This window comes from Chelativorans alearensis, from assembly GCF_010993735.1.
Taxonomy (GTDB): domain Bacteria; phylum Pseudomonadota; class Alphaproteobacteria; order Rhizobiales; family Rhizobiaceae; genus Chelativorans; species Chelativorans alearense.
In genome coordinates this window covers 278,059-302,694 of record NZ_WQNI01000001.1, presented here as the reverse complement: position 1 = coordinate 302,694, position 24,636 = coordinate 278,059, and the positions used below count along the sequence as shown (strand labels likewise).

Below are 24,636 nucleotides of genomic sequence, written 5' to 3'. Positions count from 1 at the left end.
CCGACTCACTGCGGACCGTCAAAGGCAACCGCAGGGCCGGCATTCAGGCAATGCCCCTGACTCCCGGGGGCGCCGGTCTCAGTTCTCCCAGCGGGGGCGCGGGGAGAAGTGCGGGCGTTACAGCGACAGGTCCAGGATGCGGCCTTCGAACAGGCGGTCGCGCGAGCCTTCGAGGTGTTTGCGCATGGCCTCACGCGCGTCCTCGGCACGGCCCTCCACGATGGCGTTGTAGATGGTGCGGTGCTCTTCGAGCACATGCTCCAGCCCTCCGCGCGTGGGTCCCTGCAGCGACAGGCCGTGCAGGTGCATGCCGACCGCGATGTGCCGCTTCAGCGCCTCCATGGAGGAAGCATAGAAGTGGTTGTTCGAGGCGTCGGTGATGGCCTTGTGGAAGCTGAAATCGGCGTCCTCGCGGTGCAGCTTGTGCTGGGTCGCGTCCTTCATCTGGTTGAGGGCTGCGGCGATCTTGGCGATAGCCGCCTTGTCGCGCCGCTTGGCGGCGTAATAGGCCGCGTCCGGCTCCAGCGTCAGGCGGAATTCGTAGCAGCGCTGGATGTCGGCGATGTTCTCCACCGGCGCATAGGCGAGCACGGCCGCCGGCGGCAGTTCGCCGCGCACGAAGCTGCCTGCACCCTGCCGCGAGTAGATGATACCTTGCTCCTTCAGCCGGCTTAGAGCATCGCGCACGATGGGCCGCGAAACGTCGAACATGGCGGCAAGGTCGTGCTCGGCCGGCAGGCGGCTTTCAGGCCCGTACTCACCCGTTTGAATGCGCTCCAGAAGCTTGCCGTAGACGAGATCGACCAGCTTGACGGGGCGCCCGCGCGGCGACGGCGCCTCTGCGCCCTTGTCCGCACCGGTGGTTGCATTCTCCGTCATCGGCCTGTCCATTCCCGTTCCCGGCTCCTAAGCGTCCCGGCTATATCCGCCGACCTCTCCGCGAGCAAACCGCTCAACACGTCCACGCGTCCGAATCCGCCTGACTTTACCACACAGGGCAAGACGACGCCTGTTTCACCGGTCAATTCGAACCAGGGTAGTCCCGGCGCGGCTTCGCCCAAGGGCACGGCCACGCCCGCGCCGAGCGCCGTACAGACCGCCAGGGCCGTGTCGCCGCCGCCCAATGCCAGGAGATCCGGCCTCACCTGGCGGACAAGCCTGACGACACCCTCGGCGAACTGCGCGGCCACCTCGTCCGGCCGCGCCGTCATCCCGCCAGTACAATGCAGGAGGAGCGGCAGGCGCGGATTGTCGATCCGTGGCAAGCGGCCATCCGGTGCCGTAACGACCATGAGGTCGGCCCGTGCAGCCTTGAGATGGGCGATCTGAGCTTCGGTAATCGGATCGCGGGAACCGAAGGCGAAGACAACAGCACCGGAGCGTGGCATCGGGGCGGAGGAGGGGCGGCGCTCTGCCTCCAGCATAGCCGCAAAGGCCTGGCCCAGCCCGCGGCCCCCTATCGCCAGCGTCTGCGACCAGTCCGTCCCGGCAGCGATGTCCAAAAGGTCCCGGTCGTGCTTGGCATCGGCAACATCCACAGCCAATCCCGCCCCGTCGAACAGCGCGGCAACCGGTATGCGATGCTCCACGCCCCGGCCGATCACCGCGCCCTCGACCGTCCAGCGCCCCTGATCGGGCACCGCCGGTGCGGCAACGGCACGGGCAAAGCCGAAAATTTCGGCAACCGCAACAGCCTCGACCGCGATGTTGCCCTTGAGCCGCGAGTCGATCTTCTTCAATACGACGGCCGGTCGGCCATGACCGAGAATGTGCTCCGCCGCCTCCGCCGCCCGCCCGGCAGCGGCTTCCGGCGAAAGGCCGCGCGAGGCCGTGTTCACGGCGACGATCTCGGGATTGCCCTGAAGTGCTGTCTTCAGTGCTTCGATACCGAGCGCCACGCGTACCGACAGTCCCCTTGCCGCGAAAGGTGCGCTGGTATCGAGCGCGCCCGTCAGGTCGTCTGCGATGACGGCTAGCCTAACGCCCATTCATTCGCCCCCGCCCTCCGCCAGGTGGCAGGCAACATGGTGGCCGGGCGATGCCTCCCGCCATACCGGCATCTCTACGCGGCAGCGGTCGGTAGCGAGCGGGCAGCGCGTGTGGAAGCGGCAGCCCGCCGGCGGTGCCATCGGGCTCGGCACATCGCCCTGAAGGATCTGCCGCTGGCGCTTTCGCTCATAGGCCGGGTCCGCCTCGGGTACCGCGGAAAGCAGCGCCCTGGTGTAGGGGTGCAGCGGGCTGCCGAACAGGCGGTCGCGCGGGGCGAGTTCGGCCACCCGGCCGAGATACATCACCGCCACCCGCGTGCTGATGTGGCGCACCACCGCCAGGTCGTGGGCGATGAAGAGATAGGTAAGGCCGTATTTCCGCTGCAGCTCCAGAAGCAGGTTGATGATCTGCGCCTGTATCGACACGTCGAGCGCCGAGATTGCCTCGTCGCAAACGATGAACTTCGGCTCGCAGGCGAGCGCCCGGGCGATCGCCACGCGCTGGCGCTGACCGCCGGAAAGCTCGTGCGGGTAGCGCATCGCAAAACGCACCGGCAGGCCGACATCGGCAAGCAGCCGCTCAACGCGGGATTTCACCTCCCCCTTCGGCGCCAGCTTGTGGAACAGGATGGGTTCGGCGATCGCCTCGCCTATGGTCATGCGCGGGTTGAGGGTGGAGTAGGGGTCCTGAAAGATGATCTGCAGTTCGCGCCGATAGGGTCTGAGCGCCTTTTCATCGAGGCCCGCAAGGTTGCGGCCCTGATAGCGGATGCGGCCCGCGGTCGGCCGGTGCAGTTGCAGGATCGTGAAGCCGGCGGTGGACTTGCCGCAGCCGCTCTCGCCGACGACACTCAGCGTCTCGCCGGGCATGATGTCGAAGGAGACGTCGTCGAGGGCATGCACCACCGCCTCGCGCTCCCCGAAGGCGCCGAGGCGTACGTGGAAATGCTTCGTCAGTCCTTCGATCTGCAGCAGAGGCTCGGTCTTCGCCAGCGCGTTCATGCCACCGCCTCCGCGATTTCGCCGGCCGCGAAGCAGGCAACGCGATGCGGGCCTCCCCCCTTCAGCGGCTCGAGCGCAGGGGCGGCCCGTTCGCATTCGGCCCGCGCAATCGGGCAGCGCGGCGCGAAAGCACAGCCTGCCGGCCGGCGGCCGGGCTCGGGCGGCGTGCCACCGATGGAGCTCAGCTTCTCCGCCCCCTCGTCCTTCAGCCTCGGGATCGAGGCCAAGAGCCCGCGCGTATAGGGGTGTGCCGGGTTTTCGTAGAGCACGTCGACCGGCGCATCCTCCACCACGGTTCCCGCGTAGAGCACCACCACGCGGTCCACCAGCCCGGCGATCAGCGCCAGGTCGTGGGTGATCCAGACGATGGACATGCCGAGCTTTGCGCGCAGCTCCTTCACGATATCGACGATCTGCGCCTGGATGGTCACGTCGAGGGCGGTGGTCGGCTCGTCGGCGATCAGAAGCGCGGGATCGCAGGCAAGGCCGATGGCGATCATCACGCGCTGGCGCATGCCACCCGAAAGCTCGTGCGGGTAGTTGTCCAGCCGCTCCTCCGCGCCGGGAATGCCGACAAGCTTCAAAAGCTCGCCCGCCCGCTTGCGCGCCTCGGCGCGGCTCATGTTCCGGTGATAAAGGAGCGGCTCCATCACCTGCTGGCCGATCCTGACCACCGGGTTGAGCGAGGTCATCGGGTCCTGGAAGACAAAGCCGATCTCACCGCCGCGCACCTTGCGCAACTCCCTGTGCGGCATGGCCAACAGATCGCGGCCCTTGAAAATGGCGCTGCCGCCGATGACCGAGATCTTGTTGGGCAACAGGCCGAGCAGGCTCAGCATAGTGAGGCTCTTGCCGCAGCCCGATTCGCCCACCACGCCCAGCGTTTCGCCCTTGTCCACCGTGAGCGATATGCCGTCGACGATGCGCGCCGGCCCGTTGCGCGTGGCAACCTCGATGGAAAGGTCGCGCACGTTAAGCAGCGGCTCTTGGGGCTTCTCGCCGGCCATCACTTCTGCCCCTTCGGGTTGAGCGCGTCGTTGAGTCCATCGCCGAGGAAGCTGAAAGCGACGGTGGCGAGGGCCAGCATCATGGCGGGCGCCAGAAGCAGGTGCGGATAGTTGCGCCACACCCTGAGACCATCGGCGATCATGTTGCCCCAGCTCGGCATGGGCGGATTGACACCGATCCCGAGGAAGCTGAAGGCGCTCTCCAAGACCATCGCCGTGCCGAGCCCGGCGCTGACGGCGACGATCAGCGGCCCCAGCGCGTTCGGCACGATGTAGCGGGCGATGATGACCGGCGTCGACAGGCCGAGGGCGCGGGCCGCGGTGACATAGGGCCGGTTGCGCACGCTCAGCACCTGGGCCCGCACCAGCCGTGCGTAGGGCGGCCACGTGATCAGCGCCATGGAGCCGAACACGAGAACGAAATCGATGATGATCGAATTGCGGTAGATCGGGTTCAGCGTTTCCAGATATTGCGCCTCCATCCAGCGCGCGAGCGGCGGCTTCAGCGAAGCGTTGATGACGACCACCAGGAGAAGCTGCGGCACCGACATGGTCATGTCCGTGAACCACATCACGAAGCGATCGAACAGGCCGCCGAAATAGCCGGCGAGCGCGCCGAGAACGATGCCGATGAGGGTAGCGACGGCGGTCACCGAGATGGCGACGATGAAGGCGGTGCGCGTGCCGTAGATCACGCGCGAAAGCACATCCCGGCCCAGTTCGTCCGTGCCGAAGGGATGCGCCCATGTCGGCGGCTGGTTGCGGGCGATCAAATCCTGGCTCAGGAAGTCGTAGGGCGTCAGCCACGGCCCGAAGACGGCGATGAAGGCGAGCGCCAGGATGATGACGAGGCTCGTCAGCGCCATGCGGTTCTGTTTCAGCCGGTACCAGGCGTCGCGCCAAAGGTTGACCGGCGGCTCCCCGCGGACATCCTCTTGCTTGAGGGCCATATCGCTCATCACTGTGCCCTCCGCATGTGGGTCGCCCGCGGATCGAGCAGGGGATAGAGCACGTCCACCAGAAGGTTCGACGCCATGACGAGGAACGAGCCGATGATCGTGATAGCCAGGATCAGCGGATAGTCGGAATTGAGCAGCGCCGAGACGGTGAGCCGGCCGAGACCGGGCAGGCCGAACACCAATTCGACGAAGATCGCGCCATTGACCAGCATGATCATGATGAGCCCAAGCTGGGTGACGATGGGGGTGAGCACTGGCCGCAGGATGTGGCGCAGCGCCACCATGATCTCCGGCACACCCTTGGCCCGCGCCGTGCGGACGAAGTCCTCGCTCAGAACCTCGATCACCGCCGCCCGCGTCTGCCGCACGGTGAGCGCGATGGGCTGGAAGGACAAGACGATGAGCGGCAGGATGATGCGGAGATCGAAAACGCCGCCCCAGCCATAGGGCACGCTGCTCGACGGCAACACGACGAGAAGCAGCACCATCAGCACGGGCCCGGCCACATAGGCGGGGATAGACCAGAGAAACAGCGCCGAGCCGAGGATGGCATAGTCGAGGCGCGTGTTCTGTTTCAGCCCGGCGATCATGCCGAGCGGGATCGCCGTGACGGCGGCAAGCAGGATGGCCAGCACGCCGAGCTGGAAGGAAACGGGCGCGGCCGCCGAAATCATGCTCCACACGGAGCGGCCGGAGAGCAGCGAGTTGCCGAAGTCTCCGTGCAGCACGTTCCAGAGATAATTGCCGAACTGGACGATGAAGGGCCGGTTGAGCCCGGCGCTCTCGCGGATCGCCTCGATGCGCACGGGGTCATAAGCCACATCGCCCGGCGCGCGCAGGAAGATCAGCTTGATCGGGTCGCCGGTGCCATAGAAGGCGAGGGCGTAGACGCCGAGCACGATGAGCAGCACTGACGGGATCCAGATAGCCAGGCGGATCAGTATGTAACGCAGCATTGCGGCTCTCTTCCTGTCGTGCGGCTGGGAGAAATGCGGACAAATCGCCGGCGCCCCTTCGCGCCGGCGTCTCCAGCGATCAGATCGCAACGAGGCGAACGAACATGCTGGCAGAGCCTACCCGATCTCCACCGCCCAAGGCGTGGCGACCTGCCAGTCGAGGTTCTTGTCGATGTTCTTCACCGAAGGCAGCGCCCAGCGCGACATGGCCTCATGGTACCATGGGATGAAGCAGTAATCCTCGCGGAACAGCCGCTGCGCCTCCTGCGCCTTGGCGATGCGCTCGGGATCGTCCACCGGCAAGGCCGCGGCCTCCTCCAGAAGCGCGTCGACCTTTTCGTTCTTGTAGCCGCCCAGCTTGTTTGTGGCGGTGGACGAAGACGAAGCGATGGCGCCGGCAAGATATGCAACCGCGTCGGGCACGCGGGTGCCCACGTCGTCGCGCATCACCTGCACCTGCGAGCCTTCCGGCCCGAAATCGTCCTGGCTGGGCTTCATTTCGACGGCGGTGATGCCGAGATTCTGGCGCCATTGCTCGGCGATGTACTGCCCTGCTACCGCGCGCGCCGGCGAGGAGATGCCGGCGATGAGGATCTTCGGCAGCCGCTCGGGCCCACCATAGCTCGATTCGGCAAGCAACTGCTTCGCCCGTTCCGGATCGTAGGGATAGGGCTTAAAGCCGCTGTCCTCGGAGCCGGGAACGGGAAAGATGATCTGGTCCGCCTTCTTGTGCGGTCCGTCGGGGAAGGTGGCCTGGAAGAGACCGTCACGGTCGACGGCGAGGATCAGCGCCTCGCGCACCTTCGGATCGTCGAAGGGTGCGCGGCTGGTGTTCAACCAGAAATGCTGACCGGTCGGGATAATCGGGCCGGCGGAGAACTCCGCGCCAAGGTCCTGGATGATGGTCGACGTCACGAGTTCCGTATGGGCGTTGTAATCGCCGGCCTGCAGAAGTGCCGTCGCCGCCACCGCGTCCTCCACCGTGGTGATGTCGACGCGCGCCAGCTTCGGCGCCGGGCCGAAGAAATTCTCGTTCGGCTCGAAGACGAGCGTGCCGGCATCGAGATCGACGCTGGTCATCTTGAACGGACCGGAGACGGAGCCCCCGTTTTCCGGCATGTACCAGTCCAGCACCTCGTTGCCGCTCTCATCGCGCGCTTCCGATGCCTTGACGATGGGCGCGATGTGGTTGGCGATGCGCATGTGGAAGACCGGGTCGGGCGCCGTCAGCGTGACCACCACCGTGCTCTCGTCGGGCGTGGCGATACCCGGTATCTCGCTGGCGCTGCCGCCGACAACCGCGTCATAGCCCTCGACGCCGGAAAGCAACTGGGCCACGCGCTGGCTCTTGGACGCCGGCATGGCGGCAAGCTCCCACGAGCCCTTCACGTCGGCCGACGTGATCGGGCTGCCATCCGAGAACTTCGCGTCGTCGGCGATCTTGAAGGTCCATGTCCTTGCGTCGTCCGACGGCTCCCAGGAGGCGAAGACGTAAGGCTGGAGCGCGCTTTCGGCATCGAAGTACATGGGCGCGGCCCACCACAGCGAGTTCCAGCGGAAATGGTGTCCCCCGCCGCGCAGCGGCGACCAGTCCATGGTGAAGACCGGATGGGCGACCTTGAGCACCTGCTCCTCCTGCGCCCCCGCAAGGCGCAGGCCCATGGAATAGGCGGAAAGGCCGGCAAACGCCGCTCCGCCGACCTTCAACAACGCTCGCCGCGAAAGGCGCGACAGATGTTCCTCTGACATGATTTGCTCCTCCCTGAAAAAACTCCGTACCCGCACTCCGGCGGCGGTTCCTCGCCTTGCCGTAACGCCGGTCTGCCAATCGTCAAAGCCTCTCATAATCTGCAAACATGTCAATATATAATCCCAAGCTTGCATCGGAAAAATTCATCTACGCTACATATATTCATTTAATTACAACATGTTGGTTCGGATCTGGCAGATAATACAAGCGCGAGAAGCAAAATATCAACTTGACAAATTTGAGGATAAAAAACACCCTCGCCGGCACATTCCGCAGACGAGGCTGACATGGGAGCGAGACGGTGAGCACGGACTTGAAGGGTAAGTCAGCCTTGATTTTCGGAGCCAGCTCCGGCATCGGCGCGGCGGTTGCACGCCGCTTCGGCGCGCTGGGGGTCGATCTCGTCATCCATTGCAACGCCAATCGTGACGGCGCCGAGACGGTAGCCGCCGAGGTCGCGCAAAGCGGCGTAAAGGTGCACGTCGTCCAGGGGGATGTCGCGGCGCCGGAGGCTGGCGGCCGGTTGGTGGACGAGGCCGCGAAAGCGCTTGGCCGGCTCGATATCGTCATCAACAACGCCGGCTCCATGTTCGGCCGCACGGCCATCGCCGAGGCGGCGGACGAGCAGTATCACAGGGTCGTCGACGTCAATATCGGCGGAGTCTTCTTCGCCGCGCGGCGGGCGGCAAACATCATGCGCGAGCAGCGCTCCGGCACCATCATCAACACCACCTCCGTTGCCGCGCGCACCGGCGGCAGCGACGGGGCAGGGCTCTACGGTTCAGCCAAGGCCTTCGTCAGCACGCTGACGCGGGTTCTCGCCAAGGAGCTGGCGCCCTATTCGGTGCGCGTCAACGCGGTGGCGCCCGGCGTGATCGTCACGCCCTTCCACGAGCGCTACTCGACGCCGGAGCAGCTCGCACAGGTGACGAAGGGCATTCCGCTCGGCCGTCTCGGCACGGCGGAGGACTGTGTCGGCGCTTATGAGTTCCTGGCCAGCGAGCGCATGAGCGGCTACATCACCGGGCAGGTGATCGAGGTCAACGGCGGACAGTTGATGCCATGAGTGAAGGTGCTGAACGGCCGATCGGCATTACCCTCGGCGACCCCGCCGGCGTCGGTCCAGAGATCATCTGCAAGGCGCTGGCCGACATGGAAGCGGCGCACCGCCGCCAGGTGCTCGTGATCGGCAGCATCCCGGTGCTGAAGGCGGCCGCGGAGATCACCGGCACCGATCTGAAATTCGTGGAGGGAAGGCCGGGGGAGGTGATCGAGGGCACCGTTGCCGTCGACCATATTCCGGTGGACGGGCCCGTCACCTTCGGCCGGCTCGACCCGCGCTGCGGCGACGCCGCCTTCCGCTTCATCGCATCGGCGGTCGAGCATGCCCGTGCCGGCCGCATCGGCTGCATCGTCACCGCACCCATCAACAAGGAGGCGCTAAACCGCGCCGGCCACCATTACGACGGACATACCGGCATGCTGGCCGCGCTCACCGGTTCGCGCTCCTCCTTCATGCTGCTGGCGTCCGAGCGGCTGTCGGCGGTGCACGTCTCCACCCACGTCTCGCTGAAAAAGGCGATCGACCGCGCCACGCCGCAGCGCATTCTGGAAACGATCCGCGCCGGGCATAAACACCTGCGCCGGCTCGGCCTCGCTGCGCCGCGCATCGCGGTTGCCGGCATCAACCCCCATTGCGGCGAGAACGGCCTGTTCGGCCGCGAGGACGACGAGCAGGTGGCGCCGGGCGTCGAGATGGCGCGGGGCGAGGGCATCGACGTCACCGGGCCGGTTTCGCCCGACACGGTCTACCACCGCGCTTATCACGGTGCGTTCGACCTTGTGGTGGCGCAGTATCACGACCAGGGCCACATCCCGATGAAGCTGGTCGCCTTCGACACAACGGTCAACGTGTCCCTCGGCCTTCCCATCGACCGCACCTCGGTCGATCACGGCACGGCATTCGACATTGCGGGCACCGGCAAGGCGAGTCATATCAACATGCATGCCGCGATTGCCTATGCGCGCAAATTGGCGGCGCATCCGAAACCCTCACCCGGAGCATGATGATGAACTCGCGCTCGCCAAGAATTTCCGGCGTCTTTTCCGCTGCCGCCACACCCATCGGCAGAAACCTCTCCCCGGACCTCGACCTCTTCAAGGCCCACTGCCGCCGGCTGATCGAAGAGGGATGCGACGGTCTTGCCGTGCTGGGCACGACGGGAGAGGCGAACTCGTTCTCCCGCGATGAACGCAGGCAGATCCTCGAAGCCGCCCTCGAAGCGGGCCTTAAGCCCGGCCAGCTCATCCCCGGCACCGGCACGCCGGCGATCCCCGATACCGTGGCGCTGACGAAGGATGCGCTGGCGCTTGGCATCAACCGCGTCCTCATGCTGCCGCCCTTCTATTACAAGGGCGTTTCCGACGATGGCCTCTTCGCCGCCTATGCCGAGATTATCGAGCGCATCGGCGATGCGCGCTTGCAGGTGCTGCTCTATCACATCCCGCCAATGTCGGCGGTACCGCTGTCGATCCCTCTCATCGAGCGGCTGGCCGCCGCCTATCCGGACACGGTGGTAGGCATCAAGGATTCGGGCGGCGATATCGCCAACATGAAGGCGGTGCTTGCCGCCGTGCCGGGCTTCGCGGTCCTGTCCGGAGCCGACCCGTTGATGCTGCCCTTGCTCGAGGCCGGCGGCGCCGGCTGCATCACCGCGACCTCCAACCTCATCGCCGGCGAATTGAGAACCGTCTTCGACCATTTCGCGGACCCGGAGCGCAAGGTCGAGGTCGCCGCCGCGCAGGAGCGCATCACCGCCTGGCGCACCCTTGCCAACCGCTTCCCGCAGATCCCCACCGTCAAGGTGATGCTGGCGCTGAGGACGGGCGAGCCAGCCTGGCGCAATGTGCGCCCGCCGCTCACGCCGCTCGACGATGCGCAGTTGGAAGAGCTGAAAGCCGCCATGGCCGCGCTCGGCTGAGCCGGGCAAGGGGCCATCGGCACGAACGAGGAGGAACCCGATGACCCCTATAGATCGGTCACACCCGGTGTACCCGGTGCACCCGCCGCTCGCGCCGGAGGCAGTGCGCGATGCCATGGACGGCGTGCTGCGCCCCAATCCGGGTGACAGCGAAAGGGAGGAGGCGTGGCTGGCATCGCCCGTACCGCAGAGCCATGCCGCCAACCTCCTGGAGCTTGCGAACGGCGATCTTGCCTGCGTCTGGTTCGCCGGCTCCCAGGAGGGCAGGGGAGATGTCTGCATCTTCTTCGCCCGGCTCAAGAAAGGCAGCCGCCGCTGGTCCGAGCCGGTGCGCCTTACCGACGACATGGAACGCTCGGAACAGAACCCGTTCCTGTTTTCGGCGCCGGATGGCCGGCTGTGGCTGGTCTATACGTCTCAGATCGCCGGAGACCAGGCGACGGCGCTGGTCAAATACCGCGTCTCCGAGGACAACGGCGAGACCTTCGGCCCCGTCGGCGTTCTTTTTGACGAGCCGGGCACCTTCGTGCGCCATCCGATCGTCGTCAACGGCGCCGGCGAGTGGCTGCTGCCCGTCTTTCTATGCCGCGCGGCACCCGGCAAGCGCTGGCGCGGGCACAACGACAGCAGCGCGGTGATGATCTCCAGGGACGCGGGCAAGAACTGGCGGCGGGTGGAGGTGCCGGGCAGCCTCGGCGCGGTCCATATGGACATCGTTCCCCTTCAGGACGACCAGTACATTGCCGCCTACCGCTCGCGCTTCGCCGACAGCATCAAGCGCAGCATCTCGCGCGATGGCGGGCATAGCTGGACGGCGCCGGAGCCGACCGATCTGCCGAACAACAATTCGTCGATCCAGATGATCAAGCTCCAAAGCGGCCGGCTGGCCATCGTCTACAACCACATCAGCGCCGCCGATTCCACCGAGCGGCGCGCCGGGCTCTACGACGAGATCGAGACACACGGCAACGAGGATCTGCCGCCGCCCGGCCAGCCGCGCGCCATCTGGGGCACGCCGCGCGCGCCGATGACCATCGCGCTATCGGAGGACGGCGGCAGGACATTCCCCATCCGCCGCGATATCGAGACAGGCGACGGCAACTGCCTCTCCAACAACTCGGCCGAGCTGCGCAACCGCGAGTTCTCCTACCCCACCATCTGCCAGGGAAGCGACGGCACCATCAATGTCGCCTTCACCTACTACAGGCAGGCGATCAAGCATGTGCGGTTTTCTGAAGAGTGGGTGCTGGCGGCGGGGAGCTAGCCGCTACGGCACAGGGTGTCCGCGGATTGGCGTATAGGCGTTGAAATCAGCATCAATTGATGCTGTTTGTGATGACGCTCCACGGGAGACGCACATGCGCACAACCATCAATATAGACGATAGCCTCATGGAGAAGGCGAGGGCCTTGACCGGTACGAAGGAAACAGCGGCGATTGTCCGTCAGGCGCTGGAAACGTTGGTTCGCATGGAAACAGGCAAGCGTCTGATCGCCTTGGGCGGCACGATGCCCGACGCCGAAGCTGGTCCGCGCAGGCGAGCTGAAAATTGAGGCTAGCTAGCTCCTCATTCGCCGAAGGGTCGAAGAGCGAGGAACGGCCGTTGACAGCTGCCAACCGCTCCTAGCTCACCGCTCCCCCGTCTCCAGCCATCGCACATCCGCCGCCGACAGCTTCAGCGACAGCGCGGTCAGGCTGTCGTCGAGTTCCATCAGCCGCCGCGGCCCGATGAGCGGCACGACGGGGAAGGGCTGCGCCAGGGCATAGGCGAGCGCGATGTGGATCGGCTTCACGCCGCGCTCTCCCGCCATCTCCTCGGCGCGGTCGCGGCGGGCGAAGTTGTCGTCGGAGTACCAGCAGCGCACCAGCTCCTCGTTGTCGCGCTTGTCGCGGCCGGCGCGCTCGGTGAAAAAGCCGCGCCCCTGGCTCGACCAGGCAAAGTTGGGGATCTGGTGCTCGGTGAGCCAGGCCTTCCACGCCGCATCCGAAGCGCTTACGCAGCCGGCCCAGATCGGGTCGATCATCTCGGCCAGCGAGAAGTTGTTGGACAAAACGCCGGGCGCTGTCTTGCCGTTCTTTCTTGCGTAATCGATCGCCTCGCTCATCCGCTCCATCGACCAGTTGGAGCCGCCGAACAGCCCGCGGATGCGCCCCGCCTTCACCTCCGCATCCATCGCGTCGACAAACTCCCCCACCGGTACGTCCGGGTTGTCGCGGTGCATGAAATAGACGTCGACATGGTTCGTCTTGAGCCGCTCCAGCGACTGGTCGAGCTGCTTGGCGATGACGTCGGGATAGGCGAGTGGCGAATGCGCGCCCTTGCCGATCACCACCGCCTCCTCGCGCACCCCGCGGCTTGAAAGCCAGTCGCCGAGGATCGCCTCGGTGCGCCCGCCGCCATAGACGAAAGCAGTGTCGAAGACGTTGCCGCCAGCCTCGTAAAAAGCGTCGAGCAGGATGGCGGCACTGGCGAAATCCGGGAAATCCTCGAAGCCGAGAGCCACCTCGGAGAGCGGCTTGCCGATGCCCGGCAGGTTGCGGCGGCCGATGGTCTCCGCACGCTTTTCCAGTCTATCGCCGGAAAGCGTTGCCTTGCGCAGCGCCGGCTTCTCGACCTCGTAGGTGAGGCCGGCGGCCGCACGCCAGCGGTCGAGCGTGCGCATATTGCCCAGCGTGTCGTCCCAGCTCTTGCCGGGAGCTGCGAACTCCTGCCGCCCGGCGCGCACGGCCCCGGCCACCGCGTCCACCTCGAAAGCATAGAGCCAGCGGTCCTCGGCGACGGAGACGGTTTCCCTCGAACCGTCGGGCCTGACGATCTCGATGTTTCCGACACCACCTTTCACGCCGCTCGCAAACCAGAAGTCGGCCACTTCGATGCGTCCCTCGGTGCCGAAGACGCGCAGTATGTTGTCCTGCTTCAGCGAGATCGAGCAGGAGGCCTCGGCGATGATGCCGTTGTCGAAATGCAGAATTGCCGACGCCCACTCGTCGACGCCCGTCTCGCCCAGATGCGCCGTGCCGACCACCTTGACGGGATCGAGGAACGGCTTGCCCTCCACCGCACCCGCGAGCAGCCGCGCTATGGAGACGGGATAGCAGCCGACATCGAGGATGCCGCCACCGGCGAGATGATTGGCGTAAAGCCGGTGATCGGCCATGACGGAGGGCATGGCGAAGCCGAAGCTCGACCTGATGAGCCGCACTTGGCCGACCGCCCCGCCGGCGACAAGCTCGATGAGCTTCGCCGTCTGCGGGTGGAAGCGGTACATGAAGGCCTCGCCCATGAAGGTGCCGGCCTTGCGCGCGGCGTTAAAGGCGGCGTCGGCCTCGTAGGCGGTAAGTCCCATGGGCTTTTCGCACAGGACATGCTTTCCGGCCCGCGCCGCCTTGATCGCCCATTCGGCGTGCAGCGGGTGTGGCGTCGAAATGTAAACCGCCTCGACTTCGCTATCCTCGAGCAGCGCCTGATAGCCGTCTAGCACGCGGGCGCCGGCGAAATCCTCAGCGTAGCGCGCCTTGTCCGGCCGCCGCGCGCCGACGGCGACGAGCTCGCCCGTCTCGGAATGGGCGATGCCGCCAGCGAAGGCCTTGGCGATGTTTCCGGGCCCGAGAATGCCCCAGCGCAGTTTGGGTGATAAAGTCATGAAAGCTGCTTTCTTCTCTTCTTCAAGTGGTTGTTGCGTTGTCAGCGCAGGCGTGCGCCGGAGGCATCGAACAGGTAGGCCTTGGCCGCCGGAATGGAGACGGTCAGACGCTCCATGCCGATCTCGCCGCGCGACTCCTCCCGTTCGATGACAAGCTGTTCGCTGGATGCGGTGTTGGCGTAGATGTAGCTGGTCGACCCCAGGTGCTCGGCCATGTCGACCTTGACGGACAGGTCGCAATCGCCCTCACCCTGGCGCCGGAAATGCTCCGGCCGCAAGCCTACGGTGATACGGTCTCCGACGGCAAAGCCGTTTTCCACCGGCACCGTCAGCCGCGCGCCGCCGTGGTTGACGAGAGCGACCGTAACGCAGCCGTCTTCGAGGGATGCGACCTCGGCAGCCATGAAATTCATCTTCGGCGAGCCGACGAAGCCGGCGACGAACTGGTTGGCCGGATCGTCGTAGAGGTCGAGCGGCTTGCCGATCTGCTCGATGCGGCCCGCGCGCAGGACGACGATCCTGTCGGCCAGCGTCATCGCCTCCACTTGGTCATGGGTAACATAGATCATGGTAACGCCGAGTTCGGCATGCAGGCGGGCGATCTCCACCCGCATCTGCACGCGCAGTTCCGCATCGAGGTTTGAGAGCGGCTCGTCGAAGAGGAAGACCTGCGGCTCGCGCACGATCGCCCGGCCGATGGCCACGCGCTGGCGCTGGCCGCCGGAAAGCTGGCGGGGGCGGCGGTCGAGCAACTCCTCGATACGCAGGATCTGCGCCGCCTTGGCGACCCTGCGCGCGGTGTCGGCCTTGTCGTTGCCGTTCATGCGCAGGCCGAAGGAGAGGTTCCGTTCCACCGTCATGTGCGGGTAGAGCGCGTAGGTCTGGAACACCATGGCGATGCCGCGGTCGGCGGGCTCGACATCGTTGACCGCCATGCCGCCGATGGCGATCTCGCCGCCGGAGATGTCCTCGAGCCCGGCGATCATGCGCAACAATGTCGACTTCCCGCAGCCAGAAGGGCCGACGAAGACGATCAACTCGCCATCCTCGACGTCCAGGCTCGCCCCGTGCACGACCTCCATTGTGCCGAAGCGCTTGACCACGTTCTTGAGAGATACGCCTGCCATGAATTCCGCCCTTACTTTACGGCGCCGGCGGCGATGCCGGCGATGAAATGACGCTGCAGGAGAACGAAGACGGCGATCATCGGCGCCGTCAGCAAGACCGCTCCCACCATGATGCCGCCCCAGGAGACCTTGGTAAGCCCGATCAGCGAGCCGAGCGCCACCGGCGCAGTCATCATGTCGGGCCGGTTGTTGATCAAGAGCGGCCAGAGATAGTTGTTCCACGAGGCCAGGAAGAGGATGATCGACAACGCAGCCAGCGTCGGGCGGGCGAGCGGCATGCCGACGAACAGGAAAATGCGCCACTCCCGCACACCCTCGACGCGCGCGGCGTCGAACAATTCCGCCGGCATCATGGAGAAGGACTGGCGCATGAAGAGCACGCCCAGCGAGTTGAACAGCGGCGGCACGATCAGCGCGAACCAGGTGTTGGAGAGGCCGAAGTCGCGCGCCACCATGATGAATTGCGGGATGACGACGACGAAATAGGGAAGCGTCAGGGTGCCGAGGATGATCGACAGCACGAGCCCCTTGCCGGCGAAACTGTAGCGGGCAAGCGCCCAGCCGGCCATCGAGGTGAGCATCACCGAGAGAACCGTATAGACCAGCGCCACCACGACGGAGACGAAGATGGTGCGCAGGAAATCCGTATCGGCCTGGAGGATCAGGAAATTCTCCCAGAACCGGTTGGAGGGGATCAGGTGGATGTTCGGGCTGAAGATGGCGTTCTCCGGCATGGTGGAGAACACAACCATCATCCAGATCGGGAACAGCCAGACGATCGCCAACGGCACCAGAACCGCGTGCAGCGCGATCGAGCGTCGAAACGTGGAGGCGGATTTCGATCTCATTTGGCGGACCTCCCCAGCCACAGATTGGCGAGCGAGATGAGGATGGCGAGCGCGGCGATGGTGTAGGCGACGGCCGATGCGTAGCCGAAATTGAGCACGGTGAAGCCCTGCCGGTAGAGGAAGAGGCCAAGCGTCTCCGTTGCCTGTCCAGGGCCGCCGCGGTTGGTGATCAGGAAGGGCTCGGCGAAGAGCTGCATCGTGCCGATGATCGAAAGCACGACGCAGAAGAGGATGATCGGCCTCAACAGCGGCAGGGTGATGAAGAAGAATTGCCTCGGCTTCGACACCCGGTCGAGGGTGGCCGCCTCGTAGACATCCTGGGGGATAGCCTGCAGACCCGACAGGATGATGATGGCGTTGTAGCCCACCCAGCGCCAGGTGACGGCCATCATGATGAGCGCCATTGCCGCCGTCGGGCTCGCGAACCAGGCCACCGGCGGCAGGCCAAGGCCCGTGATGATCTTGTTGATGATGCCGAAATCGGCGTTGAACATCAGCCGGAAGACGGCCGCGTATGCCGCCTCGCCGACGACGACAGGCGCGAAGAAGGCGAAGCGCATGATGCCGCGCGCCCTCAAAAGCTGCGAGTTGAGGAGGACGGCGAGCACGGTTGCCAGCGCGATCATCACCGGCACCTGGATGACGAGGATGACCAGCGTGTTCTTGAGCGCGTTCAGGAACGCCGGATCGATGACGAGCCGCCCCCAGGTGGCGGCCGGATTGAACCGCCAGGGCTGGGTGCGCGTGGCGAGGAAGGAGAGATAGAAGGAAAAGACGATCGGCCACACCCAGAAGGTGGTAAAGATCAGGAGATAGGGTGCCAGGAAGCCGTAGGCCGCCCGTGTCCGCATCCGCATGTTATCCGTTCCCTCCTGGCTCCAGGACCGCCTATGCCGGCACCAACCCCCAACTCCGTCTCGGCCCTCCACGTTCGCCCTTCGGGCCTCGGTGGGTAGGTCGGCCGATCCACCTCTCCCCCTCGAAGAGGTGGATCGCGCGGAACGCGCGAGACGGAGTGGGGGTGCTATGCGGTCATAAATGAAACACTCACTCCGCGATCGGCAGGCCCGTCACGACGGCGATCTGGTCGGCCGCGTTGTCGGCGGCAGCTTGAGCGCTGTCGAACCCGCCGTTGATATACTGGGTCTGCACGGCGTTCATGATGCCGTCGGCATCGCCGAAGAAGGGTGTGCCGCGGCTCGGCACGACCTGTTCCAGCGTACCGAGGATGTCGATCCACACTTTCTGGCCGTCCCAGTAGGGCTGCGGCTCCTGCATGTAAGGGTCATCGAGCGCGGAAAGCAGCGAGGGCACGAGGCCGAATTCGCGCAGCATCGTCACCTGGCCTTCGTTGGTGCCGAGCGTGTAGTTGACGTAGGCCCAGGCGGCTTCCTTGTTCTCCGACACGCTGGGGATCGCCAGCGAAGAGCCGCCGAGATTGGCCGCGCGCGGGCCGTCTGCCGTCACGCTCGGCATGCGGTAGACGCCCCATTTTCCGGCGAGGTCCGGCGAGGCGGAGCGGATCGTGCCCTCGTACCAGCCGCCATACATCTGCGTCGCCACCGTGCCGGCGGTGTTGGCCTGGATTTTCTCGTTCCAATCGGCGGCGGTGATCAGGCCGGCGTCAACCATCTCCTTTACCTTTTCCAGCGCGGCCACGCAGGCCGGCTGGTTGACGGTGATGGCGTTGCCATCCCGTGAGAAGTAACCGCAGCCCTGCTCATTGGCGATCATGCGGAACCACTCGGTATCGCCGTTCAAGTCGGCCTGGCTCATGACGACGCCGGGATTGGCCTCCATGATCTTCTTGCCGGCCTCGATGAAATCGTCCCAGGTCTTAATGTCCTCGGGGTTCACGCCGGCCTTCTCGTAATAATCGCGCCGGTAGAACATGGCCACCGGGCCGGAGTCCCATGGCATGGCGTAGGCGGCGTCGCCCGGCTCGAGCTCGACGCGCTTGAAATCCGGGAAACCGCTGGCGATCTCCTCGGTATAGCCGAGTTCCTTCAGGTCGGTGAAACAGTCGGGGAACTGGGCCCAGAAGATCTCCGCCTCGTGGTTTTCTATGGAGAGCACGTCGGGCAGGCCGGCGCCTCCCGCCGCACAGCCGGCAAGCGTGCGGTCGAAGACCTGTTGGTTGCCCAGATCCTGGACCGTCACGGTGACGTCCGGATATTGAGCGTTGAAGCCCTCGATGGTGGATTCGAGCGACGAAGCGGCGACATTCCAGCTCCAGACGGTGATCTCGCCCGATTGGGCGAAGGCCGGAGCGCTTCCGGTGGCCAAGACAAGCGCCAGAGCGGCGCGGCCGAGCGTCATGCGCATGGGTTCCTCCCTTTCCTGTTGCCCGAAGACCGGGCCTCTCATAGGTTAAAGGACGCTGTTCTTGCGTCGCTGTGAAAGGGAAGGCGGAACCGTTGGATGGTAAGATAGCCGGCAAGCGGTATTGGGAGCCTGCCAAGAGTACGGTCGAGAAGGTCCCTAACAGCCTCGTGATAAGCCACGAGCAGCCCGGCATCATGCGGACCGCGCACTGGCATGCCCAGGTCGAGATAAACTACGTCTTCCGGGGCCAGGTGGACTACCGCATGCGCGGTCACATGGCCGAGTTGAAGGCGGGCGATCTCTGCCTCTTCTGGGGCGGTCTGCCGCATCAGGTGGTCGACACCTCGGAGGACGCCTGGTTCGTTGCCATCCACCTGCCGCTGGTGCATTTCTTCCGGCTGCGGCTGATCGCGGAGATTCAGCAGAAGCTGATGCGCGGGGCGACGCTGATCGCCCACCAGCCCGGCAGTGCCGACGATCTCGATTTCAACCGCTGGTCCCAATACATCCGCTCGGGCGAGGAGAAGCGTGTCAACCACGCCGTCGACGAGCTTCTCCTGCGCATCGAGCGCATTCAGTTCGAGCCGTACCGCCTCCTGGAAGATCCTGGCCAGCCGGTTACCCCGGCCGAGGCGCCGGACCGGACGAGCTTCCACAACATCGGCCGCATCTGCGCGTTCATCACCGATAATTTCCGCCACGACATCGATTCCACCGACATCGCGCTGTCGGCGGACATCCACCCCAAATACGCCATGAGCGTGTTCAAGAAGTCGACCGGCATGACGCTCAACGAATATGTCAGCCTCTTGCGGCTCTCCTACGCCCAGGCGCTGCTCATGCAGGAGGATGCGAACGTGCTGAGGGTGGCGATGGACAGCGGCTTCGGCTCGCTGTCGGCCTTCACCAAGTGCTTTCGCAAGATCGCCGGCATGACGCCGTCCGACTTCCGCCAGCGCCTGCGCACGCGCCCGCATATGCCACCGGTGGTCGCGCGGGAAAGGGCATCGAGATAAAAGCCTCCAACAGCCGGCGGTGTTGCGGCGCGAACACACCGCTTGCGGAAATGGCATGAAGGGGTTGGCATGGCGCAACGGCCCCTTTATGAAGCTCATCCTCGTTCAGCCCTACCAAGGAGGCTAAGAATGCCAGCATTCGGCTCTTCTTCTCTAGTGGGCAGCGGCTTGGGCTTCCCGCGTCGTTAGGTCAGCACTGACCGCTTAGCGCGCCAAAAGGTCAAGACGGCTGCCGCCCGTGCGCCTCCCACGTGGAGCGTGCGCAGCGTAAGCCCGGCACCGCTTGACCGACCTATTTTTTCGTCCCGGCGCCGTTTCACGATTTTCCGATTTTGAGGACCGGATGCCCTGCGCATCCGTCGAACGCCATGATTTCCTTCCGCAATGCCCTGCGGGGCAACGCCTTTCGCAGCGTGTTCCAATTCCTTGACGCGCATTGGCGGCGCCAGCCGGCAAGGCTCGCCTTCATCATCGCGGCCGTGCTCGTTTCGACCACGGCCGACGTTTTGACGCCGCTCTATTCCGGCCGGCTGGTCGATGCCGTGGCGCGGGGTGCGGCCACGGACGAGGTTGCCTGGAACGCGGCAATCGCCGCATTCCTGACCCTGCTCGCTCTCTCGGGCGGTGCCATCGTCATGCGCCACATCGCCTTCATGGGGATCATCGACCTGACGCTGAAGATGATGTCGGAGATCGCCGCCGATACGTTTCACCGCGTGCAGCGCTTTTCGACGGACTGGCACGCCAACAGCTTCGCCGGATCGACCGTGCGCAAGATCACGCGCGGCATATGGGCGCTCGATCTTTTGAACGACACCCTTCTGGTGGCGTTGTTTCCTTCCGCGGTGATGTTGGTGGGCTCCGCCCTGTTGCTCGGATGGTATTGGCCGACGATGGGGCTGATCATCGCCGCCGGCTCGATCGTCTATGTCGGGCTGACGGTCGCGCTTTCGCTCGGTTATGTCGCGCCGGCCGCGAGCCTCGCCAACGCATGGGATACGAAGCTCGGCGGCGCGCTCGCCGACGCCGTCTCCTGCAACGCCGTTGTCAAGGCCTTCGGTGCGGAAGCGCGCGAGGATACGCGTCTCAGCGGCGTTATCGGGAAATGGCGCCACCGCACGCACCGCACCTGGGTGCGCGGCACGATCAACGGCACCACGCAAGGAGCGATCATGCTCGTCCTGCGCGCGGCGGTCATCGGTTTTGCCGTGTTCTTGTGGAGCGGCGGCCAGGCGACAGCGGGTGACATCGCCTTCGTGCTCACTGCCTTCTTCGTGCTGCAGGGCTATCTGCGCGATGTCGGCATGCATGTGCGCAACGTGCAGCGCTCGGTCAACGACATGGAGGAGCTGGTGGATATCCACAGCCAGCCGCTCGGGGTGGAAGACGTTGCCGGCGCGCAGCCTATCGCCATCGAGGAGGGCGGTATCGAGTTCGAGAACGTCACGTTCCACTATGTCGGTCACGCGACGCCGCTTTACCGCGACTTCTCACTGTCGATCCGGCCGGGCGAACGCGTCGGCCTCGTCGGGCACTCGGGATCGGGCAAGACGACCTTCGTCAAGCTGATCCAACGGCTTTACGACGTCACAAGCGGGCGTATCCTGATCGACGGCCAGGACATCGCCCGCGTGGCGCAGGCCTCGCTCCGCAACCAGGTCGCCATCGTGCAGCAGGAGCCGATCCTGTTCCACCGGTCGCTGGCGGAGAACATCGCCTATGCCCGTCCGGGCGCGTCGATGGCGCAGATCGAGGAGGCGGCGCGGCTAGCGAGCGCGCACGACTTCATCACCGCGCTGCCCAAGGGCTTTGCCACACTGGTCGGCGAACGCGGCGTCAAGCTGTCGGGCGGCGAGCGACAGCGCGTGGCGATCGCCCGCGCCTTCCTGGCCGATGCGCCGGTCCTGATCTTCGACGAGGCGACGTCGAGCCTCGATTCGGAATCGGAGGTACTGATCCAGGAAGCGATGGAGCGGCTGATGGTCGGGCGCACGACACTGGTGATCGCGCATCGGCTCTCCACCGTGCGCGCGCTCGACCGGCTGCTCGTCTTCGACCGGGGGCGGATCGTCGAGGAGGGCGACCACACCCAGCTCGTCAGGCGCGAAGGCGGAATCTACCGCCGGCTCTTCGAGCGCCAGGCCCTGGAGCTCACGAAGGGCTTTGCATAGCCGAAAGGGCCGCCTAAGGGCGCCCCTTTCAGGGGATCCGACGGAGCTTGATCATTGCGGATCGACATTATCAAACTTCTTGATATGCTTGCCCGCGACGTCGCGGGCTGCCCGTGACAGCCCTCCTTCATGCCGACACCGGTGATTTCATGAATCGCAATTTCCTCGTCGTCGATCCCGAAGAGAACATGCCCACGCTCAGGGGGTTGGCCTCGCCGGTGCGCGCTCGGATGCTGAAGCTTCTGCACGTCGAGGGGCCGATGAACGTCAACGATATCGCGCGGGTGCTCTCGCTGCCGCAGTCGACGGTGTCGTCCAACCTGCAGATCCTCGAGGAGGGCGGGCTCGTACGATGCGAGACGGTCAAGGCGCGCAAGGGTAACCAGAAGATCTGCCATTCCACCTTCGACGAGATCCTCGTGCTCTTCAAGGAAACGCTGCCGCCGAAGGCCGACAACACCATCGAGGTCGTCATGCCGCTCGGCCTCTATACGGCCTGCAGCACGGAGGCGCCCTGCGGGCTTTGTTCCGTCGAAGGCATCATCGGCCTGCTCGACGTGCCGGACTACTTCCTCGATCCGGACCGCATGAAGGCGGCGCTTCTGTGGTTCGGCCGCGGCTATGTCGAATACCAGTTCCCCAACAACGCCAAGCTCGCCGGCTCCGGCATCGACAGCATCGAGTTCTCGATGGAACTGTCTTCCGAGGTGCCTGGAACCAGCACGAACTGGCCCTCCGACATCACGCTGTGGCTCAACGGGATCGAGGTCGGCACGTGGACCTCGCCCGGCGATTTCGGCGACAAGCGCGGCGTCTATACCCCCTCCTGGTGGAAGCTGAAGGGCTCGCAATACGGCATGCTGAAGACCTGGTCCGTCAACGGCAAGGGTACCTTCATCGACGGCATGAAGATCTCCGATATGACGATCGACACGCTCGATCTTGCCGGCCATCACTCGATCCGCATGCGCATCGGCATCCGCGAGGACGCCAAGCATCCCGGCGGCGTGAACATCTTCGGCCGCGGCTTCGGGAACTACGATCAGGACATCGTCATGCGCATCAACATGAAGCGGTGACCTCGGGACCGTTTGCGCCTATCGACCCTAGGGTCCACCCGCTCTTTTGTCCCGTCGGAGCTCGTTTCCACGGTTGACACTGTCGTCGCAAGCAATCAGGATAGCCGATATATATCGCGTAGACCGATTCAAAAGGATCGGCCATTGGGAGGACGCCGTGAAGGCTCACGTCACCGCACACAAGGATTACACCGTCTCCAGGATCGACGACCGGCTTTACGGTGCCTTTCTGGAGCATCTGGGCCGCGCCGTTTATACCGGAATTTATGAGCCGGGTCATCCGACCGCGGACGAGAACGGCTTCCGCGGCGACGTGCTGGAGCTTGTCCGCGCGCTCAACGTCCCGGTCGTGCGCTATCCCGGCGGCAATTTCGTTTCCGCCTACAACTGGGAGGACGGCATCGGCCCGCGCGAAGACCGGCCGGTGCGGCTCGATCTCGCATGGCACACCAGCGAGACCAACGAGGTGGGCATCCACGAATTCGCCGACTGGTGCCAGGCTGCCGGCACCGAGATGATGCTTGCCGTCAATCTCGGCTCGCGCGGGCTCGATGCGGCGCGCAATTTCCTCGAATACTGCAACCATCCCGGCGGCTCCTACTGGAGCGATCTTCGTGCCAAGAACGGCCGGCGGGAGCCGTGGGACGTGAAGTTGTGGTGCCTCGGCAACGAGATGGACGGCCCCTGGCAGGTCGGCCACAAGGACGCACACGAATACGGCAAGCTCGCCGCCGAGACGGCCAAGGCCATGCGCGCCTTCGACAAGTCGCTGGAACTGGTGGTGTGCGGGTCGAGCCACTCGGACATGCCCACCTATCCCGAGTGGGAGCGCGTCGTTCTGGAGCACACCTACGAAGTGGTCGACCACGTCTCCCTGCACATGTACTTCCGCAATCCCGAGAAGAACACGGCCAACTATCTGGCGCTCAATCACAAGCTGGACCGCTACATCGGCACCGTCGCCTCCGCCATCAACTACGTGAAGGGCAAGAAGCGGTCGAAGCGCGACGTCTACATCTCCTTCGACGAGTGGAACGTGTGGTACCACTCCAACAAGAAGGACCGCGCCATCCTCGACGGCGGCAACGGCTGGCCGCTGGCGCCGGGGCTCTTGGAGGACATCTATAATTTCGAGGACGTGCTGCAGGTCGGCTGCATCCTCAACACCTTCATCCGCCGCTCGGATGTGGTGAAGATCGGCTGCATCGCACAGCTGGTCAACGTCATCGCGCCGATCATGACCGAGAGGGGCGGTCCCGCCTGGCGGCAGACGATCTACTACCCCTACTATTTCGCATCGATCCACGGGCGCGGTACGGCCTTGAACCTCCTGGTGGACTGCCCCGGCTACGACAGCGACCACGACGACAACGTGCCCTATGTCGACGTTTCGGGCGTGCACAACGAGGAGGAGGGCACGCTCACCTTCTTCCTTGTCAACCGGCACGGCACGGAGGCGATCGACGTCGAGGTGAGGCTGCAGGGTTTTGCCGGCGGCACGGTCATCGACCATCAGGTGATGACCCATACGGACCTCGAAGCGGTGAACACCACCGCCAACCAGCAGAACGTAAGGCCCCACAGCGGTTCGGGGGCGAGGGTGGCCGACGGGGCGCTTGCCGCTTCGCTGCCTGCCTATTCGTATCAGATGATCCGCGTGAGGCTCTGAGCAAACCACGGCTATTCCTCCCCGCCTTGGAGGCGCATTTCCTACAGGGAGTGCGCCTTTCTTTTCTATATATCATGATTTCTGGTTTACATCAGATTATCCGTTGACAAGCGC

The 24,636-nt window shown here is 64.9% G+C and carries 21 protein-coding genes; 9 read left to right on the top strand and 12 right to left on the bottom strand.

Features of this window, described 5'->3' with window-relative positions; translation table 11 throughout:
* Positions 1-117: 117 nt before the first annotated feature.
* From GPJ75_RS01355 to GPJ75_RS01325, 7 genes are all read right to left on the bottom strand, one after another.
* Positions 118-879, bottom strand: a complete 762-nt coding sequence (locus GPJ75_RS01355) for a FadR/GntR family transcriptional regulator (protein WP_163264316.1) — start codon at positions 877-879, stop codon at positions 118-120.
* Complete coding sequence (locus GPJ75_RS01350) at positions 876-1,988, bottom strand: four-carbon acid sugar kinase family protein (RefSeq protein ID WP_163264314.1); 1,113 nt, start codon at positions 1,986-1,988, stop codon at positions 876-878. The genes GPJ75_RS01355 and GPJ75_RS01350 overlap by 4 nt, the downstream gene beginning before the upstream one ends.
* Positions 1,989-2,990, bottom strand: a complete 1,002-nt coding sequence (locus GPJ75_RS01345; protein WP_163264312.1) for an ABC transporter ATP-binding protein — start codon at positions 2,988-2,990, stop codon at positions 1,989-1,991.
* Positions 2,987-3,997 (bottom strand): ABC transporter ATP-binding protein, encoded by a 1,011-nt coding sequence (locus GPJ75_RS01340; RefSeq protein ID WP_163264310.1) that lies wholly within the window; start codon positions 3,995-3,997, stop codon positions 2,987-2,989. Before GPJ75_RS01340 ends, GPJ75_RS01345 begins: the two co-directional genes overlap by 4 nt.
* Positions 3,997-4,947: an ABC transporter permease gene (locus tag GPJ75_RS01335; protein WP_425483106.1), complete on the bottom strand. Its 951-nt coding sequence runs from the start codon at positions 4,945-4,947 to the stop codon at positions 3,997-3,999. Before GPJ75_RS01335 ends, GPJ75_RS01340 begins: the two co-directional genes overlap by 1 nt.
* Before the next feature lie 8 nt (positions 4,948-4,955).
* Positions 4,956-5,912: an ABC transporter permease gene (locus GPJ75_RS01330; protein ID WP_163264306.1), complete on the bottom strand. Its 957-nt coding sequence runs from the start codon at positions 5,910-5,912 to the stop codon at positions 4,956-4,958.
* A 117-nt stretch (positions 5,913-6,029) separates the two neighbouring features.
* A complete protein-coding gene (locus GPJ75_RS01325) occupies positions 6,030-7,661 on the bottom strand; it encodes an ABC transporter substrate-binding protein (protein ID WP_163264304.1) in 1,632 nt (543 codons plus the stop codon).
* A 302-nt stretch (positions 7,662-7,963) separates the two neighbouring features.
* On the opposite strand from GPJ75_RS01325, the gene GPJ75_RS01320 reads away from it, so the two are divergent.
* From GPJ75_RS01320 to GPJ75_RS01300, 5 genes are all read left to right on the top strand, one after another.
* Positions 7,964-8,728, top strand: a complete 765-nt coding sequence (locus GPJ75_RS01320; RefSeq protein ID WP_163264302.1) for an SDR family NAD(P)-dependent oxidoreductase — start codon at positions 7,964-7,966, stop codon at positions 8,726-8,728.
* A complete protein-coding gene (pdxA, locus tag GPJ75_RS01315) occupies positions 8,725-9,729 on the top strand; it encodes a 4-hydroxythreonine-4-phosphate dehydrogenase PdxA (protein ID WP_163264300.1) in 1,005 nt (334 codons plus the stop codon). The genes GPJ75_RS01320 and pdxA overlap by 4 nt, the downstream gene beginning before the upstream one ends.
* A gap of 2 nt (positions 9,730-9,731) precedes the next feature.
* On the top strand, positions 9,732-10,643 hold the full coding sequence (locus GPJ75_RS01310) for a dihydrodipicolinate synthase family protein (RefSeq protein ID WP_163264298.1): 912 nt from the start codon (positions 9,732-9,734) through the stop codon (positions 10,641-10,643).
* Positions 10,644-10,683: 40 nt separating this feature from the next.
* The gene (locus GPJ75_RS01305) at positions 10,684-11,907 is read left to right on the top strand and encodes a sialidase family protein (protein WP_205602436.1); all 1,224 of its coding nucleotides are present in this window, start codon (positions 10,684-10,686) and stop codon (positions 11,905-11,907) included.
* Between the two features lie 94 nt (positions 11,908-12,001).
* Positions 12,002-12,196: a type II toxin-antitoxin system VapB family antitoxin gene (locus GPJ75_RS01300; RefSeq protein ID WP_163264296.1), complete on the top strand. Its 195-nt coding sequence runs from the start codon at positions 12,002-12,004 to the stop codon at positions 12,194-12,196.
* 75 nt (positions 12,197-12,271) lie between these two features.
* Here the strand turns inward: GPJ75_RS01300 and GPJ75_RS01295 are convergent, their stop codons facing one another.
* The 5 genes from GPJ75_RS01295 to GPJ75_RS01275 all read right to left on the bottom strand — a co-directional run bounded on the left by GPJ75_RS01295 (position 12,272) and on the right by GPJ75_RS01275 (position 18,587).
* A complete protein-coding gene (locus GPJ75_RS01295; protein WP_163264294.1) occupies positions 12,272-14,287 on the bottom strand; it encodes an aldo/keto reductase in 2,016 nt (671 codons plus the stop codon).
* A 41-nt stretch (positions 14,288-14,328) separates the two neighbouring features.
* Positions 14,329-15,414 carry an ABC transporter ATP-binding protein gene (locus GPJ75_RS01290; protein ID WP_163264292.1) on the bottom strand — a complete coding sequence of 362 codons (1,086 nt, stop codon included), beginning with the start codon at positions 15,412-15,414 and terminating at the stop codon, positions 14,329-14,331.
* A gap of 11 nt (positions 15,415-15,425) precedes the next feature.
* Positions 15,426-16,262 carry a carbohydrate ABC transporter permease gene (locus GPJ75_RS01285; RefSeq protein ID WP_163264290.1) on the bottom strand — a complete coding sequence of 279 codons (837 nt, stop codon included), beginning with the start codon at positions 16,260-16,262 and terminating at the stop codon, positions 15,426-15,428.
* Positions 16,259-17,119, bottom strand: a complete 861-nt coding sequence (locus tag GPJ75_RS01280; RefSeq protein WP_163264288.1) for a carbohydrate ABC transporter permease — start codon at positions 17,117-17,119, stop codon at positions 16,259-16,261. The genes GPJ75_RS01285 and GPJ75_RS01280 overlap by 4 nt, the downstream gene beginning before the upstream one ends.
* A 190-nt stretch (positions 17,120-17,309) precedes the next feature.
* Complete coding sequence (locus tag GPJ75_RS01275; RefSeq protein ID WP_163264286.1) at positions 17,310-18,587, bottom strand: ABC transporter substrate-binding protein; 1,278 nt, start codon at positions 18,585-18,587, stop codon at positions 17,310-17,312.
* 92 nt (positions 18,588-18,679) lie between these two features.
* On the opposite strand from GPJ75_RS01275, the gene GPJ75_RS01270 reads away from it, so the two are divergent.
* The 4 genes from GPJ75_RS01270 (at position 18,680) to arfA (ending at position 24,522) form a co-directional block, all read left to right on the top strand.
* Positions 18,680-19,603, top strand: coding sequence for a helix-turn-helix domain-containing protein (locus tag GPJ75_RS01270; protein WP_246248861.1), 924 nt, complete (start codon positions 18,680-18,682; stop codon positions 19,601-19,603).
* Between the two features lie 368 nt (positions 19,604-19,971).
* Positions 19,972-21,774: an ABC transporter ATP-binding protein gene (locus GPJ75_RS01265; RefSeq protein ID WP_163264284.1), complete on the top strand. Its 1,803-nt coding sequence runs from the start codon at positions 19,972-19,974 to the stop codon at positions 21,772-21,774.
* Between the two features lie 149 nt (positions 21,775-21,923).
* A complete protein-coding gene (locus GPJ75_RS01260; RefSeq protein WP_163264282.1) occupies positions 21,924-22,853 on the top strand; it encodes an ArsR/SmtB family transcription factor in 930 nt (309 codons plus the stop codon).
* Positions 22,854-23,010: 157 nt separating this feature from the next.
* Positions 23,011-24,522 (top strand): arabinosylfuranosidase ArfA, encoded by a 1,512-nt coding sequence (gene arfA / locus GPJ75_RS01255; protein ID WP_163264280.1) that lies wholly within the window; start codon positions 23,011-23,013, stop codon positions 24,520-24,522.
* Positions 24,523-24,636: the final 114 nt, after the last annotated feature.

Excerpts from the sequence above, each read along its gene's own strand:
- GPJ75_RS01300 (WP_163264296.1), top strand. The coding sequence starts at position 12,002 with ATGCGCACAACCATCAATATAGACGATAGCCTCATGGAGAAGGCGAGG.
- GPJ75_RS01330 (WP_163264306.1), bottom strand. The coding sequence starts at position 5,912 with ATGCTGCGTTACATACTGATCCGCCTGGCTATCTGGATCCCGTCAGTG.
- GPJ75_RS01290 (WP_163264292.1), bottom strand. The coding sequence starts at position 15,414 with ATGGCAGGCGTATCTCTCAAGAACGTGGTCAAGCGCTTCGGCACAATG.
- GPJ75_RS01340 (WP_163264310.1), bottom strand. The coding sequence starts at position 3,997 with ATGGCCGGCGAGAAGCCCCAAGAGCCGCTGCTTAACGTGCGCGACCTT.
- GPJ75_RS01310 (WP_163264298.1), top strand. The coding sequence starts at position 9,732 with ATGAACTCGCGCTCGCCAAGAATTTCCGGCGTCTTTTCCGCTGCCGCC.
- GPJ75_RS01265 (WP_163264284.1), top strand. The coding sequence starts at position 19,972 with ATGATTTCCTTCCGCAATGCCCTGCGGGGCAACGCCTTTCGCAGCGTG.
- GPJ75_RS01280 (WP_163264288.1), bottom strand. The coding sequence starts at position 17,119 with ATGCGGATGCGGACACGGGCGGCCTACGGCTTCCTGGCACCCTATCTC.
- GPJ75_RS01325 (WP_163264304.1), bottom strand. The coding sequence starts at position 7,661 with ATGTCAGAGGAACATCTGTCGCGCCTTTCGCGGCGAGCGTTGTTGAAG.
- GPJ75_RS01335 (WP_425483106.1), bottom strand. The coding sequence starts at position 4,947 with ATGGCCCTCAAGCAAGAGGATGTCCGCGGGGAGCCGCCGGTCAACCTT.
- GPJ75_RS01355 (WP_163264316.1), bottom strand. The coding sequence starts at position 879 with ATGACGGAGAATGCAACCACCGGTGCGGACAAGGGCGCAGAGGCGCCG.
- GPJ75_RS01295 (WP_163264294.1), bottom strand. The coding sequence starts at position 14,287 with ATGACTTTATCACCCAAACTGCGCTGGGGCATTCTCGGGCCCGGAAAC.
- GPJ75_RS01260 (WP_163264282.1), top strand. The coding sequence starts at position 21,924 with ATGAATCGCAATTTCCTCGTCGTCGATCCCGAAGAGAACATGCCCACG.
- GPJ75_RS01285 (WP_163264290.1), bottom strand. The coding sequence starts at position 16,262 with ATGAGATCGAAATCCGCCTCCACGTTTCGACGCTCGATCGCGCTGCAC.
- GPJ75_RS01345 (WP_163264312.1), bottom strand. The coding sequence starts at position 2,990 with ATGAACGCGCTGGCGAAGACCGAGCCTCTGCTGCAGATCGAAGGACTG.
- GPJ75_RS01350 (WP_163264314.1), bottom strand. The coding sequence starts at position 1,988 with ATGGGCGTTAGGCTAGCCGTCATCGCAGACGACCTGACGGGCGCGCTC.
- GPJ75_RS01275 (WP_163264286.1), bottom strand. The coding sequence starts at position 18,587 with ATGCGCATGACGCTCGGCCGCGCCGCTCTGGCGCTTGTCTTGGCCACC.
- pdxA (WP_163264300.1), top strand. The coding sequence starts at position 8,725 with ATGAGTGAAGGTGCTGAACGGCCGATCGGCATTACCCTCGGCGACCCC.
- GPJ75_RS01305 (WP_205602436.1), top strand. The coding sequence starts at position 10,684 with ATGACCCCTATAGATCGGTCACACCCGGTGTACCCGGTGCACCCGCCG.